This window comes from Roseicyclus marinus (assembly GCF_036322625.1).
In the GTDB taxonomy this organism is placed as follows: Bacteria; Pseudomonadota; Alphaproteobacteria; order Rhodobacterales; family Rhodobacteraceae; genus Roseicyclus; species Roseicyclus marinus_A.
On sequence record NZ_AP027266.1, the window covers coordinates 1,427,126 to 1,441,973 of the forward strand.

Sequence of the window (14,848 nt, forward strand, 5' to 3'; positions counted from 1 at the left end):
TTGACGCAAGGGTCGCGCACACAATGCCAGGATCGTGCGCTCCGAGGCCGTTGTCCATCAGGCGCGATTGCGGGGCGCGCGGAATTCGGAGGGGGTGCGCCCGGTCGATTGCTGGAAGGCGCGGGTGAAATAGGCCGCCGAGGAAAAGCCCAATGTTTCGGCCACTTCGCGGGCCGGCATGTCGGTGTCGCGCAAGAGGCGGCGGGCTTCGTACATGATCCGTTCGGTCAGCAGGGCATGGGCCGGGCGGCCCGCGGCCTCGCGGCAGATGCGGCTGAGATGGGTGGGGGTGACCTGCAACGCCTCGGCGTAATCGGCGATGCCGCGCCCGCTGCGGAACCGGCTTTCCATCATGCTGCCGAACAATTCGGCAAGCCTATGGGTCTTTTCCCGCAAGATCGCGCCTTCGGCCCGCGTCAATTCGCGTTCCATCCAGGCGGAGACAAGCAGGCCGTAGCCTGTGACGGCACGGTCCATGGCGGGGGCTGCGGCCCCCAGTTCCCGTTCGATTCGTTCCAGGTGGCCGGTCAGGCTTGCCTGCGCCTCGATGCTGGAGATGCGCAGGTGGAAGGGGTCGGCGGGCAGGCCAAGCTCGGTCCCGGCAGGCAGGCAGAGTTCGATCCCCTGGATCTGGGCGGGCAGTTCCAGCGCCATCTGGGTTCCTGCCGGCACGAAGACGGCGGTGTTCGGCCCATAGCCGCGCGTCACGCAATTGACCGTGACCCGTCCCTGTCCGCGCGTGATCCAGTAGAGACGATGCAAACCGCGCCCGTGCAGCAGTTCGATCCGCCAGGGTTCCTGCATGCGCATCTTGCCCAGGGACAGGACACTGTAGGGGGGACGTGAGTCGTTCATGGCGCGAGGCTGGGGCGCGGGTGGCAAATTTGCAAGCGCGCCGCAGGGCTTTCGCGCCGATTGGCGAAAACGGGCCGGATTTGTGCAAGATCAGGGGGCGGGTTGCGCGATGCGGGTCCAGTTGCCCATGCGGGCGCGGAACCATGTGCGCTGGCGCTTGGCATATTGGCGGCTGGCGATGATCGCGGCCTCGCGGGCCTCGGCAAGCGTCATCTCGCCCCGCAGATGCGCGATCAATTCGGGGGCGCCGATGGCTTTTCGCGCGCCCCCGGCCTTGTCCCAAAGGGGCAGGATCGCGCGCGCCTCCTCCAATGCGCCTGCGGCGAGCATGGCGTCGAAGCGGCGCGTGATGCGAGCACTGAGCCAATCGCGGTCGGCGTCGATCAGAAACGGCAGGGCATGGTCGAGGGGCAGGGGCGGCGGCCCGGTATCGGCCTGCCAATCGGAAAAGGCGCGCCCGGTCGCATGCCACACTTCCCAAGCCCGGCGCAGGCGCGCGGGGTTTTGCGTGTCGATCCGGGCAAGAATGGCAGGATCGATGCGTTCCAGATCGGCGATGAGCGCGGGGGGATCGAGCGTATCGGCCCGCGCGCGGATATCGGCGGGTGTGGGGGGGATCTCGGCCAGGCCTTCGGTCAGGGCCCGGAAATACAGGCCGGTGCCGCCCACGATGATGGGGCGCGCGGGCCCCTCAAGCAGGGGGGTGAGCGCGCGCAGCCAATCGCCCACGGAATAGTCGCCGGTAAAGGGAACATGGCCATAAAGCGCATGGGGCGCGCGCGCCTCTTCCTCAACGCTGGGGCGGGCGGTCAGGATTCGCCAGCCGTCATAGACCTGCAGGGCATCGGCATTGACGATGACGCCGCCGCCCGCCTCGGCAATGGCCAGCGCCAGCGCGGATTTCCCCGAGGCCGTCGGCCCGGCGATCAGCACCGGCTGGGAGGGGGGGATGGTGGCGGGGTCGATCATGCGGCTCGATCTGGCGGGTTTGCGCTGCGGCACAAACGGAAGGGGCGTTGAACACCGTCCGCTTTTAGCCCATGGTCCGCCCCGCGCAACCGCACATCCAAACAGCCCCAAGGAGACCCAGATGCCGGACGACACCGAGACCTCGTTCGCGCCGCTCTACAGCCGCGTCATGCTCAAGATTTCCGGCGAGGCCTTGATGGGCGACCAGGGATTCGGCCTGCACCCGCCGACCGTCGAACGGATCGCGCGCGAGGTGAAATCGGTCCATGATCTGGGCGTCGAGATCTGCATGGTCATCGGGGGTGGCAACATCTTTCGCGGGCTTCAGGGCTCGGCGCAGGGGATGGAGCGGACGACGGCCGATTACATGGGGATGCTGGCGACCGTCATGAACGCGCTCGCCATGCAATCGGCGCTGGAAGGGATCGGGGTCTTTACCCGTGTGATCAGCGCCATCACCATGAACGAGGTGGCCGAGCCCTATATCCGCCGCCGCGCCGTGCGCCACCTCGAGAAAAAGCGCGTGTGCATTTTCGCGGCGGGCACCGGAAACCCCTATTTCACGACCGATACGGCGGCGACGCTGCGCGCCTCCGAGATGAATTGCCAGGCGATCTTCAAGGGCACCAAGGTCGACGGGGTCTATGACAAGGACCCCAAGAAACACGCCGATGCCAAGCGGTATGAAACGGTCACCTATGACGAGGTTCTGGCCCAGCACCTGGGCGTGATGGATGCCTCGGCCATTGCCCTGGCGCGGGAAAACGACCTGCCGATCATCGTCTTCAGCCTCGATGAGCCGGGCGGGTTCAAGGGTATTCTGGCAGGCCAGGGCACCTATACGCGGGTGTCCTGAGGGGCGGGCTGCGCACTTGGGTTCTGGAAACCCGGGGCGCGGCGCGCTATCACCGTCGCAAAAGGACCGAACGAAGGGCTATCCCCCATGGCAGAAGACGATCTGGATATCGACCTCGACGACCTGACGCGCCGGATGGATGGCGCGATAGCCGCGCTGCGCACGGAATTCGCCTCGCTCAGGACGGGGCGCGCGTCGGCGTCCATGCTGGAGCCGGTGATGGTCGATGCCTATGGCCAGCCGACCCCGATCAACCAGGTGGGCACCGTCAACGTGCCCGAGCCGCGCATGGTCACGATCAACGTCTGGGACAAGGCGCTGGTGGGCAAGGTGGAAAAGGCGATCCGCGACAGCGGGCTCGGCATCAACCCGCAGCTCAACGGCACGATCATCATGCTGCCGATCCCCGAGCTGAACGAGGAACGGCGCACCCAGCTGACCAAGGTGGCGGCGCAATATGCCGAACATGCCCGCGTCGCGATCCGCAACGTCCGCCGCGACGGCATGGACCAGATCAAGAAGGCCAAGGCGCAGGGCATGTCCGAGGATGACCAGAAGCTCTGGGAAGCCGAGGTGCAGGAATTGACCAATGCGCATATCGCCAAGGTCGATGCCGCGCTGGAAACCAAGCAGGCCGAGATCATGCAGGTCTGACCTGGGCCGCCCCTCGGCGTTGCCGCCCGGTCGCACCCGTCGGGGGAATGGCGGGCGGGCATTGCGTGGGCGGGCGTGTCGGGCGATCTTGGTCCCGGCATAGGGAGGGGCAGGGCGCGAGTGCCGCCCCTCGAGGCAGGATGTAGCCGTGAGGACAGCCCCGTGACATCGGACAATCGGACCCCCGCCCATGTGGCGATCATCATGGACGGGAACGGGCGCTGGGCACAGCTGCGCGGGCGGCCGCGCCTGTTCGGCCATCACGAGGGCGCCAAGCGCGTCAAGGAAATCGTGCGCGCCTGCCCCGAGCTTGGGGTCGATTACCTCACGGTCTTTGCCTTTTCGACCGAGAACTGGAAGCGGACGCAGACCGAGGTTGCGGGGCTGATGCGGCTGTTCAAGCGCTACATCCGCAAGGAGGCCACCAATCTGCACGAGGAAAACGTGCGGGTGCGTTTCATCGGGGACCGCGTGCGGCTGGAGCCTTCGCTGGTCGATCTGATGGACGGGCTGGAGCTGATGACGGCGCAGAACACCGGGACCAACCTGACCATCGCGCTGAACTATGGCGGCCGCGACGAGGTGACCCGCGCCGCCCGCCGTCTTGCCCATGACGTGAAGGCCGGCAATCTCGACCCGCGCCAGATCAACGACGAGACCTTTCCCCGCTATCTCGACACGCATGTGCTGCCCGATCCCGACCTCGTGATCCGCACGAGCGGCGAGGCGCGGATCTCCAATTTCCTGCTCTGGCAATCGGCCTATTCGGAATACGAATTCATCGACACGCTCTGGCCCGATTTCACGGCCAAGGTGTTCGCCGAGGTGCTGGCGCGGTTCGGCCTGCGCGAGCGGCGTTTCGGCGCGGTCAAGGCCTGAGGCAGTCTTGGCTCTGGCCCCGGAGAGTTTCGCCGATCTGGCCACCCGGATGATCACCGGTCTTGTGCTGGCCGGTGTCGGGCTGACAGCGGTCTGGGCGGGCGGCTGGTGGTTCACCGGGCTGGTCGTGGTGATCGTTGCAACGCTTGTCTGGGAATTGGTGCGGATGCTGGGCGGCGGGCCCAATCGCGCGCTCGCGCTGGGCGGGATGGCTGCCGTGGCGATCCTGTCCTCCAAGCTGTTGCCGCCGGGGATCGCGCTGCCACTCCTGCTTTTGGTGGCGATCGCGGGTATCGGCGTGCTGGAGCGCAACCGGACGCTCTACCTGGTGATGACCACGGTCATCATGCTGGCGGGCTTTGGGCTGATCCTGCACCGCGACAGCTTTGGGTTCACATGGATGCTGTGGCTGGTGCTTGTGGTGGCTGGGACCGACATCCTTGGGTATTTCGCGGGGCGCATCATCGGCGGGCCGAAATTCTGGCCGCGCGTCAGTCCCAAGAAAACATGGTCGGGCACCATCGCGGGATGGGTCGGGGCGGGGCTGATCGGCTGGGTGTTCATGTCGCTGACGGGCTCGGGGGGCGAGCTGATCGGGATCTCGGTGGCCCTGTCGATGGCAAGCCAGATGGGCGATATCGCGGAATCCGCCGTCAAGCGGCGCATGGGGGTCAAGGACAGCTCGAACCTGTTGCCGGGGCATGGCGGGGTCTATGACCGGTTCGACGGGCTGTTGGGCGCGGCCTTTCTCCTGGTCATCGTCGAAAGCCTGACGGCCTTTCCGCCGCCGCCGGTCTGAGATAGCACTCGGTCATGCGCAGCATCAGCATCTTCGGGGCCACGGGGTCCATCGGGCAGAACACCGTCGATCTGATCGCGCGGGCCCCGGACGAATACCGGGTCGTGGCCCTGACCGGGGCGGGCAATATCGAACGGCTGGCCGCGGACGCCATCCGGCTCCGGGCCGAGATCGCGGTGACCGCCGACGAGACCCGTCTGGGCGATCTGCGCGCGGCGCTGGCCGGGACTGGGATCGAGGCCGCGGCAGGCGAGGGCGCGCTGGTCGAGGTGGCCGACCGTCCCGCCGACTGGATCATGTCCGCCATCGTGGGGGCCGCAGGTCTTGCGCCGGGGTTCCGGGCGCTCCGCCACGGCACGACGCTGGCTCTGGCCAACAAGGAAAGCCTGGTCACGGCAGGCCCGCTCCTGATGCAGGAAGCGCGCGACCATGGCGCGACGATCCTGCCCGTCGACAGCGAGCATTCCGCCGTTTTCCAGGCGCTGGTGGGCGAGGACATGGGCGCTGTCGAGCGCATCATCATCACCGCGTCGGGCGGGGGCTTGCGCGACTGGCCGCTCGAGGCGCTGGCCAAGGCGACGGTGGCCGATGCGGGCGCGCATCCCAACTGGGCCATGGGCCAAAGGATCACGATCGACAGCGCCTCCATGTTCAACAAGGGCATGGAGCTGATCGAAACCAAGGAATTCTTCGGCATCGCCCCGGACCGGATCGAGACGGTGATCCATCCGCAATCCATCGTCCATGCGCTGGTGGGCTTTGTCGACGGGGCGTTGATGGCGCATCTGGGCGCGCCCGACATGCGGCATGCCATCGGCTACGCGCTGCACTGGCCCGACCGGCGCGACCTGCCGGTGTCGCGGATCGATCTGGCGCAGGTCGCGACGCTGGAATTCCGCGCGCCCGATCCCGCGCGCTATCCCGCGCTGGCGCTGGCACGCGCCGTGATGGAAACCGGCGGGCGGTCGGGCGCGGTGTTCAACGCCGCCAAGGAAATCGCGCTCGACGGGTTCATCGGCGGTCGCATCGGCTTCATGCAGATGGCCGAGGTGGTGGACCGGACGCTTGACGCGATATCGCCCCGGCTTTGCCTTTCTTCGTCCATGTCAAGCCTTGAGGATGTGCTCGAGACCGACCACATGGCCCGTGACACGGCCACGGCCCAGATCGCCCAGATGGAGAAGAGCTAACTCATGGAATTCATCCCCCAGTTCGGCAGCCTTGCCTTTACGCTTGTGGCTTTCGTGGCGGCGCTGTCGATCATCGTGGCGATCCATGAATACGGGCATTACATCGTCGGCCGCTGGAGCGGCATCCATGCCGAGGTGTTCTCGCTGGGGTTCGGTCCGGTCCTGTTCAGCCGCACGGATCGGCGCGGCACGCGGTGGCAGGTGGCGGCGCTGCCCTTTGGCGGCTACGTGAAATTCCTGGGCGATGCGGATGCGGCCAGCGGCAAGGACGGGGCTGCCATCGATGCGCTGGATGCGGGCGAGCGGCGGCGGTCCATGCATGGTGCGCCGCTTTGGGCGCGGTCGCTGACCGTGGCGGCGGGGCCGGTGTTCAACTTCATCCTGTCCATTCTCGTCTTTGCGCTGTTTCTGGCCTTCACGGGCCGCGCGGTGGACGAGCCGCGCGTGGGCGGACAGGTGGCCTTGCCCGCCGATATCGCGCAATTCGAGCCCGGCGACCTGATCGTGTCGATGGAGGGCCAACCGGTCAGCGCCTTTGGCGATTTGTTCGAGATCGCGGCCGATCTGACGCCGCAACCCACCGCTGCCTATACGGTGGAACGCGACGGCATCCTGCGCGAGATCGAGGCGGCCTTTCCGCTGATCCCGCTAGTGCAATCGGTTGCGCCGCAATCGGCCGCATTGGCCGCAGGGCTGCGCGAGGGTGACGTGATCCGGGCGGTGGATGGGGTGCCCGTCTACGCCTTCCGCCAGCTGCGCGAGGCCGTCGACGCGGCGCAGGGAACGCCCCTGACGCTCACGATCTGGAGCCGGGGGGAAACACGTGACGTGACCCTGACCCCGCGCCGCACCGATCTGCCGACCGAAGATGGCCGGTTCGAGACGCGCTGGCTGATCGGCGTCACGGGGGGCTTGAGTTTCGAGCCGGTGCGCGAATCCGTGGGCCCGCTTGCGGCGCTTGGCTATGGTGCCGAGCAGACGGTTTTCGTGGTGCAAAGCTCGTTGTCGGGGCTTTGGCACATGATCACGGGGGCGATTTCCTCGTGCAACCTGCAAGGGCCGATCGGCATCGCCGAAACCTCGGGTGCGGCGGCAAGCCAGGGCATCGACAATTTCATCTGGTTCGTCGCGGTCCTGTCGACGGCGGTTGGGCTCTTGAACCTGTTTCCGATCCCGGTTCTGGATGGCGGGCACCTGGTGTTCCACGCCTACGAGGCGGTGTCGGGCAAGCCGCCATCCGACAAGGTGATGCGCGTCTTCATGACCATCGGCCTGACGCTGTTGTTGTCGCTGATGCTCTTTGCGCTGACCAACGACATTTTCTGCCCCTGACAGGCGCGCGGGGTTTCCCGCGAAAAGCTCAAGCTGCGGCGTGAATGGCGCGTCTTTGCCATGGCCGGGTCCAAGTGCTGCCATAATGGCGGCCTAGCGTGGGGTAGAACTGCGCGGTGGCGCGTGGAAAGGCCGTGGAGAGTGACATGAAGACCCTGATCCACAATACGCGCGGCATGTCGCAGATTTTGTGGCTGAACACCGATCGCCTGCTGGTTCCGCTGCTGATCGTGGCGGCGCTGGTGCTGGGAAGCATGATCTTCAGCCACGCGATGCATGTCTGAGGCATAGGGCAGGGCGGGTGCGCTGCACCCAGAATCCGCAGCTCGCGGATCATGGCGAAAATGCGGCAGCGCGCACATGATGCGCGGTGCCCGGACCAGTTGGTTTTGACAACCCCAGGACCCTCGGCTAGGCAGGGTTCAGCTGCTCGAAGAAACCTGGGATTGGAAGCCATGAACCTGCGTTTGCGCGCCCGTCTGAACCTGTCGACGTGCCCCGCGGCCACGACCCCCTCACGCCTGGTGCGGTTCGGTCTCGGACCCATGGTTATTGCAGGTTTTCTTGGGGTTTCGCTGCCTCTGGCGCAAATGGCCGAGGCGCAGGATTTCCGGTTCTCGAGTTTCGACGTGCAGGGAAATGCGCGGATTTCGGACGCGGCCATCCTGACATATGCGGGAATCGCCCCGGGCAGCGCCGTCACCGGCGCACAGGTGAACGACGCGCTGCAGCGGCTTCAGAACACCGGTCTGTTCGAAGCGGTCGAGATCACTCCGCGCGGCGGCACGCTGGTCATCGAGGTGCAGGAATACCCCACCATCAACCAGATCACGGTCGAGGGGAACCGCCGTCTGGATGACGAGGTTTTGCTGTCGAACATCCAATCCGTGCCGCGCCGGACCTTTTCGCCCGCCGTCGCCGAACAAGATGCCAATGCCATCGCCGAGGCCTATCGCGTCTCGGGCCGTCTGACCGCCACGGTCACGCCCCGCATCATCCGCCGGTCCGACAACCGCGTCGACCTGGTGTTCGAAGTCGCAGAAGGCGGCGTGGTCGAGACCGAGCGCCTGTCCTTCGTGGGCAACCGCGCCTATTCGGATCGTCGCCTGCGCCGGGTTCTGGAAAGCACGCAAGCCGGTCTGTTGCGCCAGATCATCCGCCGCGACACGTTCATCGCGGAGCGTATCGCGCTCGACCGGCAGCTTTTGACCGATTTCTACCAGGATCGCGGCTATGTCGATTTCCGCATCCTGAGCGTAACGCCCGAATTGTCGCGCGATCGCGGGGCCTATTTCGTGACCTTCAACATCCAGGAAGGGCAGAGCTTCGACATCGGCGAGATCACCACGGTCTCCGAGATCCCGGGCATCGATGCGGCCGAATATCAGGATGTCATCCGCATTCGCACGGGCGAGACCTACAGCCCGCGGCTGATCGACAACACGATCAGCCGGATGGAGGCGCTGGCCACCCAGCAGGGCGAACGCTTCGTGCGGATCGAGCCGCGCATCACGCGCAACGATGCCGATCTGACGCTTGACGTGGAATTCGTCATTTCGCGCGGCGAGCGCGTCTTCGTCGAACGGATCGACATCGAGGGCAACACCACGACGATCGACCAGGTCATCCGCCGCCAGTTCACCGCCGTCGAGGGCGACCCCTTTGATCCGCGCGCGATCCGCCAGGCGGCCGAACGCATCCGCGCGACGGGCTTTTTCAGCGATGTCGCGGTCGAAGGGCGGCCGGGCAGCTCTCCCGATCAGGTCATCGTCGACGTGGATGTCGAAGAGCAGCCGACCGGCTCGCTTGGCTTTTCGGTCAGTTTCTCGACCGATACGGGCGCAGGGCTGGCGGTCAATTTCGCCGAAGAGAATTTCCTCGGGCGCGGGCAGGCCGTGCGGCTTGGCTTCAACACGACCGAGGGCAGCCAGTCGTTGAATTTCTCCTTCACGGAACCCAGCCTCCTGGCGCGGGACCTGTCGGGGAGCGTTGCCGTCTTCTACACCGAAACAAGCTCGCAGAACCGGTCCTTCGACACGCTCGATATCGGGGCGACCTTCGGGCTCGGCTTTCCGGTCAGCGAATTTGGCCGGATGGACGTGTATTACGGCATCGAAAGCAACGAGATTTCGGGGCTGAGCACGACCAACAGCTCCGCGATCCTGCGGCGCGAGGCGACGGACCGGATCAATTCCTTTGTCGGCGCACAATATGCCTATGACACCCGCAACACCGGTCTTGATCCGACGCAGGGTGTGCGCCTGCAATTCGGCGCGGAACTGGCCGGGTTGGGTGGCGATGCGGAATACCTCGAGACCACCTTCCTCGGCATCGCCGAGCGCGACGTGATGCGCGAAGAGGTGACGCTGCGCGCAAGCTTCGAAGCCGGCGCGCTGCAGATGCTGGACGGCGACAGCCGCCTCGCGGACCGCTTTTTCCTCTCCAGCCGCCAGATGCGCGGCTTCGAGGCGAATGGTCTTGGTCCGCGGGATCTGAACGTGGCCAACCGCGATGCGCTTGGCGGCAACTACTTTGCCGTCGCCCGGTTCGAGGCGGCTTTCCCGCTGGGTTTGCCGGATGAATACGGCATCACGGGCGGCATGTTCTACGATGTCGGCACCGTCTGGGGGCTCGACAACGTGAATGGCGGGGCTGCGGGCGCGAACCCGGTGGATGACGGCCTGCATTGGCGTCAGTCGGTCGGCGTCTCGATCTTCTGGGACACGGCGATCGGGCCGCTGCGGTTCAATTTCTCGCATGCGCTGGATTTCGAGAGCTACGACCTCACCCGCGATTTCGATCTGACCGTCGAAGCGCGGTTCTGAGGGCGGCGGCATGGTCCGCGACGCCCGATCCATTTTCGGCCTGATCCTGTCGCTGGTGCTGTCGTGCACCGGCGCTGGGGCTGTCGCACAGGATGTCGGTGCGGCCCCGGCTTCGGCCGTGCTGGTGCTGAACCAGGAAAGGCTGCTGTCGCAATCGCTTTACGGGCAGCGCATCCAGCGCGAGGTTGAGGCGGCAGGTGCCGCGCTCGCGGCCGAGAACCGCCAGATCGAGGCGCAGCTGACCGAAGAGGAACTGGCGCTGACCGAGCGCCGGACCCAGATGACGCCCGAGGATTTTCGCCCTATCGCCGAGGAATTCGACAGCCGCGTCAATGGCATACGCGCCGCGCAAGAGGCCAAGGGCCGTGCCTTGCAGCAGCAGGCGGATGCCGCGCAGCAAGCGTTTTTCGAGACGGTTTTTCCGATCCTGGTGGAAATCCTGCGCAATCGAGGGGCCAGCGTTTTGATGGACAATCGCGCGCTTTTGCTGTCGGCGGACGGGATCGACATAACGGATGAGGCGATCGCCCTGATCGACGAAAGGCTGGGCGACGGCGGCGATGCGCCGTTGATCGATCTGGACGGGACGGGCGGCGCGGATGCACCGCCTGCCAACGCACCCTGAGCGGCGGCTTGCCGCGACCGGGCCGAGTTGCTACCACCACCCCGACACGGGCGGAGCGCCCTGAAATGACGATGCAGGAGCCCTCCGCATGACGGACGAGACCCCCACCACCGCCGATATCGACCTGATCCAGCGGATCATCCCGCACCGCTACCCGTTCCTGCTGGTGGACCGGGTGCGCGATATCGTGCCGTTCCAATCGGCCGTGGGCGTGAAGAACGTGACGTTCAACGAGCCCCATTTCCAGGGCCATTTCCCCGGCGCGCCGATCATGCCCGGGGTCACCATCGTCGAGGCGATGGCCCAGACCGCCGCCGTGATGGTCGGGGTTTCCGCCGATCTGGCCGACAAGAACCTGCTTGTCTATTTCATGGGGATCGACGGGGTGAAATTCCGCCGCAAGGTCGTGCCCGGTGATGTGCTGGAAATGGAAGTCACGACGCTGCGCGGCAAACCGGGCGGCAAGGTCTGGAAATTCGGCGGGCGGGCCACGGTCGAGGGCGAATTGGCCTGCGAGGCCGAGTTCACCGCGATGATGGATCTCGAGGCGATGGGCGGGGCCGCGTGATGGCGATCGATCCCAGCGCCGTGATCCACCCTTCGGCGGTGATCGAGGAGGGGGCTGTCATCGGCCCGGACTGCCATATCGGCCCTTTCTGTGTCGTCGGGCCCGAGGTCACGCTTGGCGCGCGGGTGGCGTTGAAATCCCATGTCGTCGTCACCGGCTGGACCGATCTGGGCGAGGACAGCGTGGTCTTTCCCTTCGCCAATATCGGGGATGTGCCGCAGGATCTGAAATATGGCGGCGAACGGACCCGGCTGATCGTGGGCAAGCGCAACCGCATCCGCGAAGGCGTCACCATGAACACCGGCACCGAGGGCGGTGGCGGCATCACGAGGGTGGGCGATGACGGGCTGTTCATGGCCGGTGCCCATGTCGCCCATGACGCACAGGTGGGCGACCGCGTGATCATGGCCAACAATGCCGCCGTGGCGGGCCATTGCATCATTTCCGACGATGTCATCATCGGCGGGCTGTCGGGCGTGCATCAATTCGTGCGCATCGGGCGTGGCGCGATCATCGGGGCGGTCACGATGGTGACCCATGACGTGATCCCCTATGGCCTGGTGCAGGGGCCGCGCGGCGGGCTTGATGGGCTGAACCTCGTGGGGCTCAAGCGGCGCGGTGTCGCGCGCGAGGATATCATGGCGCTCCGCGCCGCCTTTCAGGCGCTGGCGCAGGGCGAAGGGGCGTTCCAGGACCGCGCGCGGCGTTTGCAGGACGACGAGGCCGGGCAAAGCCCCTATGTGCGCGAGATCGTGTCCTTCGTCCTGGGCGAAAGCGACCGGTCCTTTCTCACGCCCGGCTGAGTGCGATGGGCGCGCGGGCCATCATCGCGGGCGACGGCGCGCTTCCGGGGCTTCTGGCGGCGGCGGGGCCTGCCCTGATCGTGCGGCTGGAGGGCATGCCGGGCGGCACCGATGGGGCCGATATCGTCGCGCGGCTGGAACGGCTGGGGGCGCTCTTTTCCGATCTGCAGGGGGCGGGCGTGACCGAGGTCTGTTTCGCGGGCGCGATGCGGCGTGTCGCCGTCGAGGCGGAGGCGCTCGATGCCGTGACCCGGGACTTGCTGCCGCGCCTGACCAAGGCGATGGGGCAGGGCGATGATGCGCTCCTGCGCGATATCGTGGCGATCTTCGAGGGGCAGGGGTTCACGATCCGGGGCGCGCATGAGCTGCGCCCCGACCTTGTTGCGCCCGAAGGGGCCATCGCGGGCATTCCCCGTCCCGAAGGCGATGCCGCCCGCGCGCGGGGCGTTCTGGCGGCGCTGGGGCCGCTTGACGTGGGGCAGGCAGCGGTTGCGGCGGGGGGGCAGATGCTGGGCATCGAAACCTTGCAGGGCACCGATGCCATGCTGCGCTTCGTTGGCAGGACCGCACCCGGATCGGGCGGTGTCTTGGTGAAGCGCGCCAAGCCCGGGCAGGATCTGCGCGTCGACATGCCGGTGATCGGCCCCGATACCGTCCTGCTTGCCGCAGATGCGGGCCTGTCGGGGATCGAGGTGCAGGCCGGTCACGTTCTGCTGGTCGATCCCGATGCCGTCTGCGCTTCCTGCGCGGCACGCGGCCTCGCGCTTTGGGCCGTGCCATGACGCTGCGGCTGTTCCTTGTGGCGGGCGAGCCGTCGGGCGACCGTCTGGGGGCCGCGCTGATGGCGGGGCTCAAGACGCTTGTCGAGGAAGACATCGAATTCCACGGCATCGGCGGCCCCTTGATGCAGGCCGAAGGTCTGGTGCCGCTGTTCCCGATGGAGGAGTTGTCTGTCATCGGCCTGACCGAGATCATCGCCAATTACCGCCGCCTTGCGCGCCGCGTGACCGATACGGCCGATGCCGTGATCGGCTGGAAACCGGACGCGCTCATCACCATCGACATCCCCGAGTTTTCGCTGCGGGTCGCGGCACAGGTCAAGGCGCGCGCGACCCATATGCCGACTGTGCATTACGTCGCCCCCACCGTCTGGGCGTGGCGGCCCAAACGCGCGCGCAAGATGGCGCGCAGCATCGACCATGTGCTGGCGCTTTTGCCCTTCGAGCCGCCCTATATGCAGGCCGAGGGCATGTCGTGCGATTTCGTGGGCCACCCGGTCGTCACCGAACCACAGGCCAGCGCGGCCGAGATTGCGGCTTTTCGGGCCAAATACGGGGTAGCCGAGGGCGAGACCGCGATCCTTGTGCTGCCCGGGTCGCGCCGGTCCGAGATCGAGCGCCTCTCGCCCGTTTTCGGCGAGGCGCTGCGCCCGGTTCTGGCCCGCCATCCGCAGGCCCATGTGATCCTGCCCGCGGCCCCCGCCGTGGCGGGCATGATCGGCGAGCGGATCGCGGGCTGGCCGGGGCGGCCCCATGTGCTTGACCCGCGCGGCGTCCCGGCTGCCGCCTTTGCCGCCGAGAAACGGGCGGCTTTTGCCGTGGCGGATGTGGCGCTGGCGGCCTCGGGCACCGTCAGCCTCGAGCTGGCCGCCAGCGAGACGCCGATGGTCATCGCCTATGACATGAGCTGGCTCAGCCGAAAGCTGGTCCTGTCGATGTTGCAGGTCGATACCGTGACGCTGGTGAACATGGTCGCGGACAGCCGCACGATCCCGGAATTCATCGGCGAGGAATGCCGACCCGCCCCGATCGGCGCTGCGCTGAACCGGCTCCTGGAGGATGAGGGCGCGCGGATCGATCAGCTCGACGCCATGGCGCTCACCATGATGCGGCTTGGCAAGGGGGGCGAGGCACCGGGGCTACGGGCGGCACGCTCGGTTCTTTCGGTGATCTGAGGCCGCTGTTTTCCCCGCCTTTGGCGTTTCAGGCCGTGAAATCGGCCTTTTGCGCACCGCTTAGCTGCAACAGCACATCGGGGGCGATGGCAAAGACATGGCGCGGCGTGCCGGCGGCGGCCCAGACCACGTCGAAGTCCAGCAATCTGGGATCGAACCACGCCCGGATCGGCGTCAGATGCCCGACCGGCGCGACGCCACCGATGGCGAACCCCGTCTGTTCCCGGATCAGCCCGGCATCGGCCTTGCCCAAGGCTTCGCCCGCCAGCGCGCTGGCCTTGGCGGCATCGACACGGTTGCCGCCCGCGGTGATGAAAAGGACGGCATCGCCGCTGTCTTCCGCGCCGAAGATGATGGATTTCGCGATCTGGTCCAGCGCGCATCCGGCGGCGCGTGCGGCGTCCTCGGCGGTGCGGGTGCCTTCGGTCATCTCCAGCACCTCGGCGGGGATGCCCGCCTCCTCCAGCGCCCGTTTCACCCGGTTCAGGCTTTTCGACATCGCGCATTCCCCCTGTCCTGCGGCATGGTGATGCCAAGCC

General features: G+C 66.6%; 16 protein-coding genes. 13 read left to right on the forward strand and 3 right to left on the reverse strand.

Going from position 1 to position 14,848, the window contains the following annotated elements; genetic code table 11:
• Window positions 1-57 precede the first annotated feature (57 nt).
• Both AABA51_RS06805 and miaA read right to left on the reverse strand, forming a co-directional pair.
• Window positions 58-855 (reverse strand): AraC family transcriptional regulator, encoded by a 798-nt coding sequence (locus tag AABA51_RS06805; RefSeq protein WP_338275745.1) that lies wholly within the window; start codon window positions 853-855, stop codon window positions 58-60.
• Between the two features lie 90 nt (window positions 856-945).
• On the reverse strand, window positions 946-1,824 hold the full coding sequence (gene miaA / locus AABA51_RS06810) for a tRNA (adenosine(37)-N6)-dimethylallyltransferase MiaA (RefSeq protein ID WP_338275748.1): 879 nt from the start codon (window positions 1,822-1,824) through the stop codon (window positions 946-948).
• A 121-nt stretch (window positions 1,825-1,945) separates the two neighbouring features.
• Here miaA and pyrH point away from each other — a divergent pair, with 121 nt between their 5' ends.
• The 13 genes from pyrH to lpxB all read left to right on the forward strand — a co-directional run bounded on the left by pyrH (window position 1,946) and on the right by lpxB (window position 14,309).
• On the forward strand, window positions 1,946-2,680 hold the full coding sequence (gene pyrH / locus AABA51_RS06815; RefSeq protein ID WP_338275751.1) for a UMP kinase: 735 nt from the start codon (window positions 1,946-1,948) through the stop codon (window positions 2,678-2,680).
• An 87-nt stretch (window positions 2,681-2,767) separates the two neighbouring features.
• On the forward strand, window positions 2,768-3,334 hold the full coding sequence (gene frr / locus AABA51_RS06820; RefSeq protein WP_338275753.1) for a ribosome recycling factor: 567 nt from the start codon (window positions 2,768-2,770) through the stop codon (window positions 3,332-3,334).
• 162 nt (window positions 3,335-3,496) lie between these two features.
• Window positions 3,497-4,213 (forward strand): isoprenyl transferase, encoded by a 717-nt coding sequence (locus AABA51_RS06825; RefSeq protein WP_425328836.1) that lies wholly within the window; start codon window positions 3,497-3,499, stop codon window positions 4,211-4,213.
• 7 nt (window positions 4,214-4,220) lie between these two features.
• Complete coding sequence (locus tag AABA51_RS06830; protein ID WP_338275756.1) at window positions 4,221-5,012, forward strand: phosphatidate cytidylyltransferase; 792 nt, start codon at window positions 4,221-4,223, stop codon at window positions 5,010-5,012.
• 14 nt (window positions 5,013-5,026) lie between these two features.
• Window positions 5,027-6,202, forward strand: coding sequence for a 1-deoxy-D-xylulose-5-phosphate reductoisomerase (dxr, locus tag AABA51_RS06835; RefSeq protein WP_338275758.1), 1,176 nt, complete (start codon window positions 5,027-5,029; stop codon window positions 6,200-6,202).
• A 3-nt stretch (window positions 6,203-6,205) separates the two neighbouring features.
• Window positions 6,206-7,534, forward strand: a complete 1,329-nt coding sequence (rseP, locus tag AABA51_RS06840; RefSeq protein WP_338275761.1) for an RIP metalloprotease RseP — start codon at window positions 6,206-6,208, stop codon at window positions 7,532-7,534.
• A gap of 146 nt (window positions 7,535-7,680) precedes the next feature.
• Window positions 7,681-7,818, forward strand: coding sequence for a hypothetical protein (locus AABA51_RS06845; protein ID WP_338275763.1), 138 nt, complete (start codon window positions 7,681-7,683; stop codon window positions 7,816-7,818).
• Between the two features lie 306 nt (window positions 7,819-8,124).
• Window positions 8,125-10,359 carry an outer membrane protein assembly factor BamA gene (gene bamA, locus AABA51_RS06850; protein ID WP_338275766.1) on the forward strand — a complete coding sequence of 745 codons (2,235 nt, stop codon included), beginning with the start codon at window positions 8,125-8,127 and terminating at the stop codon, window positions 10,357-10,359.
• A 10-nt stretch (window positions 10,360-10,369) separates the two neighbouring features.
• Complete coding sequence (locus AABA51_RS06855; protein WP_338275769.1) at window positions 10,370-10,984, forward strand: OmpH family outer membrane protein; 615 nt, start codon at window positions 10,370-10,372, stop codon at window positions 10,982-10,984.
• Window positions 10,985-11,072: 88 nt separating this feature from the next.
• The gene (gene fabZ / locus AABA51_RS06860) at window positions 11,073-11,552 is read left to right on the forward strand and encodes a 3-hydroxyacyl-ACP dehydratase FabZ (RefSeq protein WP_277822938.1); all 480 of its coding nucleotides are present in this window, start codon (window positions 11,073-11,075) and stop codon (window positions 11,550-11,552) included.
• Window positions 11,552-12,355 (forward strand): acyl-ACP--UDP-N-acetylglucosamine O-acyltransferase, encoded by an 804-nt coding sequence (gene lpxA / locus AABA51_RS06865; RefSeq protein WP_338275774.1) that lies wholly within the window; start codon window positions 11,552-11,554, stop codon window positions 12,353-12,355. The genes fabZ and lpxA overlap by 1 nt, the downstream gene beginning before the upstream one ends.
• Before the next feature lie 5 nt (window positions 12,356-12,360).
• On the forward strand, window positions 12,361-13,137 hold the full coding sequence (locus tag AABA51_RS06870) for an LpxI family protein (RefSeq protein ID WP_338275776.1): 777 nt from the start codon (window positions 12,361-12,363) through the stop codon (window positions 13,135-13,137).
• 2 nt (window positions 13,138-13,139) lie between these two features.
• Window positions 13,140-14,309 (forward strand): lipid-A-disaccharide synthase, encoded by a 1,170-nt coding sequence (gene lpxB / locus AABA51_RS06875; RefSeq protein WP_338276479.1) that lies wholly within the window; start codon window positions 13,140-13,142, stop codon window positions 14,307-14,309.
• Between the two features lie 28 nt (window positions 14,310-14,337).
• Here lpxB and AABA51_RS06880 read toward each other — a convergent pair whose 3' ends face one another.
• The gene (locus AABA51_RS06880; RefSeq protein ID WP_338275778.1) at window positions 14,338-14,808 is read right to left on the reverse strand and encodes a YbaK/EbsC family protein; all 471 of its coding nucleotides are present in this window, start codon (window positions 14,806-14,808) and stop codon (window positions 14,338-14,340) included.
• Between the last annotated feature and the right edge of the window lie 40 nt (window positions 14,809-14,848).

Coding starts and splice junctions, on each gene's coding strand:
- AABA51_RS06880 (WP_338275778.1), bottom strand. CDS start 14,808: ATGTCGAAAAGCCTGAACCGGGTGAAACGGGCGCTGGAGGAGGCGGGC.
- lpxA (WP_338275774.1), top strand. CDS start 11,552: ATGGCGATCGATCCCAGCGCCGTGATCCACCCTTCGGCGGTGATCGAG.
- AABA51_RS06805 (WP_338275745.1), bottom strand. CDS start 855: ATGAACGACTCACGTCCCCCCTACAGTGTCCTGTCCCTGGGCAAGATG.
- pyrH (WP_338275751.1), top strand. CDS start 1,946: ATGCCGGACGACACCGAGACCTCGTTCGCGCCGCTCTACAGCCGCGTC.
- AABA51_RS06870 (WP_338275776.1), top strand. CDS start 12,361: ATGGGCGCGCGGGCCATCATCGCGGGCGACGGCGCGCTTCCGGGGCTT.
- dxr (WP_338275758.1), top strand. CDS start 5,027: ATGCGCAGCATCAGCATCTTCGGGGCCACGGGGTCCATCGGGCAGAAC.
- miaA (WP_338275748.1), bottom strand. CDS start 1,824: ATGATCGACCCCGCCACCATCCCCCCCTCCCAGCCGGTGCTGATCGCC.
- frr (WP_338275753.1), top strand. CDS start 2,768: ATGGCAGAAGACGATCTGGATATCGACCTCGACGACCTGACGCGCCGG.
- rseP (WP_338275761.1), top strand. CDS start 6,206: ATGGAATTCATCCCCCAGTTCGGCAGCCTTGCCTTTACGCTTGTGGCT.
- AABA51_RS06855 (WP_338275769.1), top strand. CDS start 10,370: ATGGTCCGCGACGCCCGATCCATTTTCGGCCTGATCCTGTCGCTGGTG.
- AABA51_RS06845 (WP_338275763.1), top strand. CDS start 7,681: ATGAAGACCCTGATCCACAATACGCGCGGCATGTCGCAGATTTTGTGG.
- fabZ (WP_277822938.1), top strand. CDS start 11,073: ATGACGGACGAGACCCCCACCACCGCCGATATCGACCTGATCCAGCGG.
- bamA (WP_338275766.1), top strand. CDS start 8,125: ATGGCCGAGGCGCAGGATTTCCGGTTCTCGAGTTTCGACGTGCAGGGA.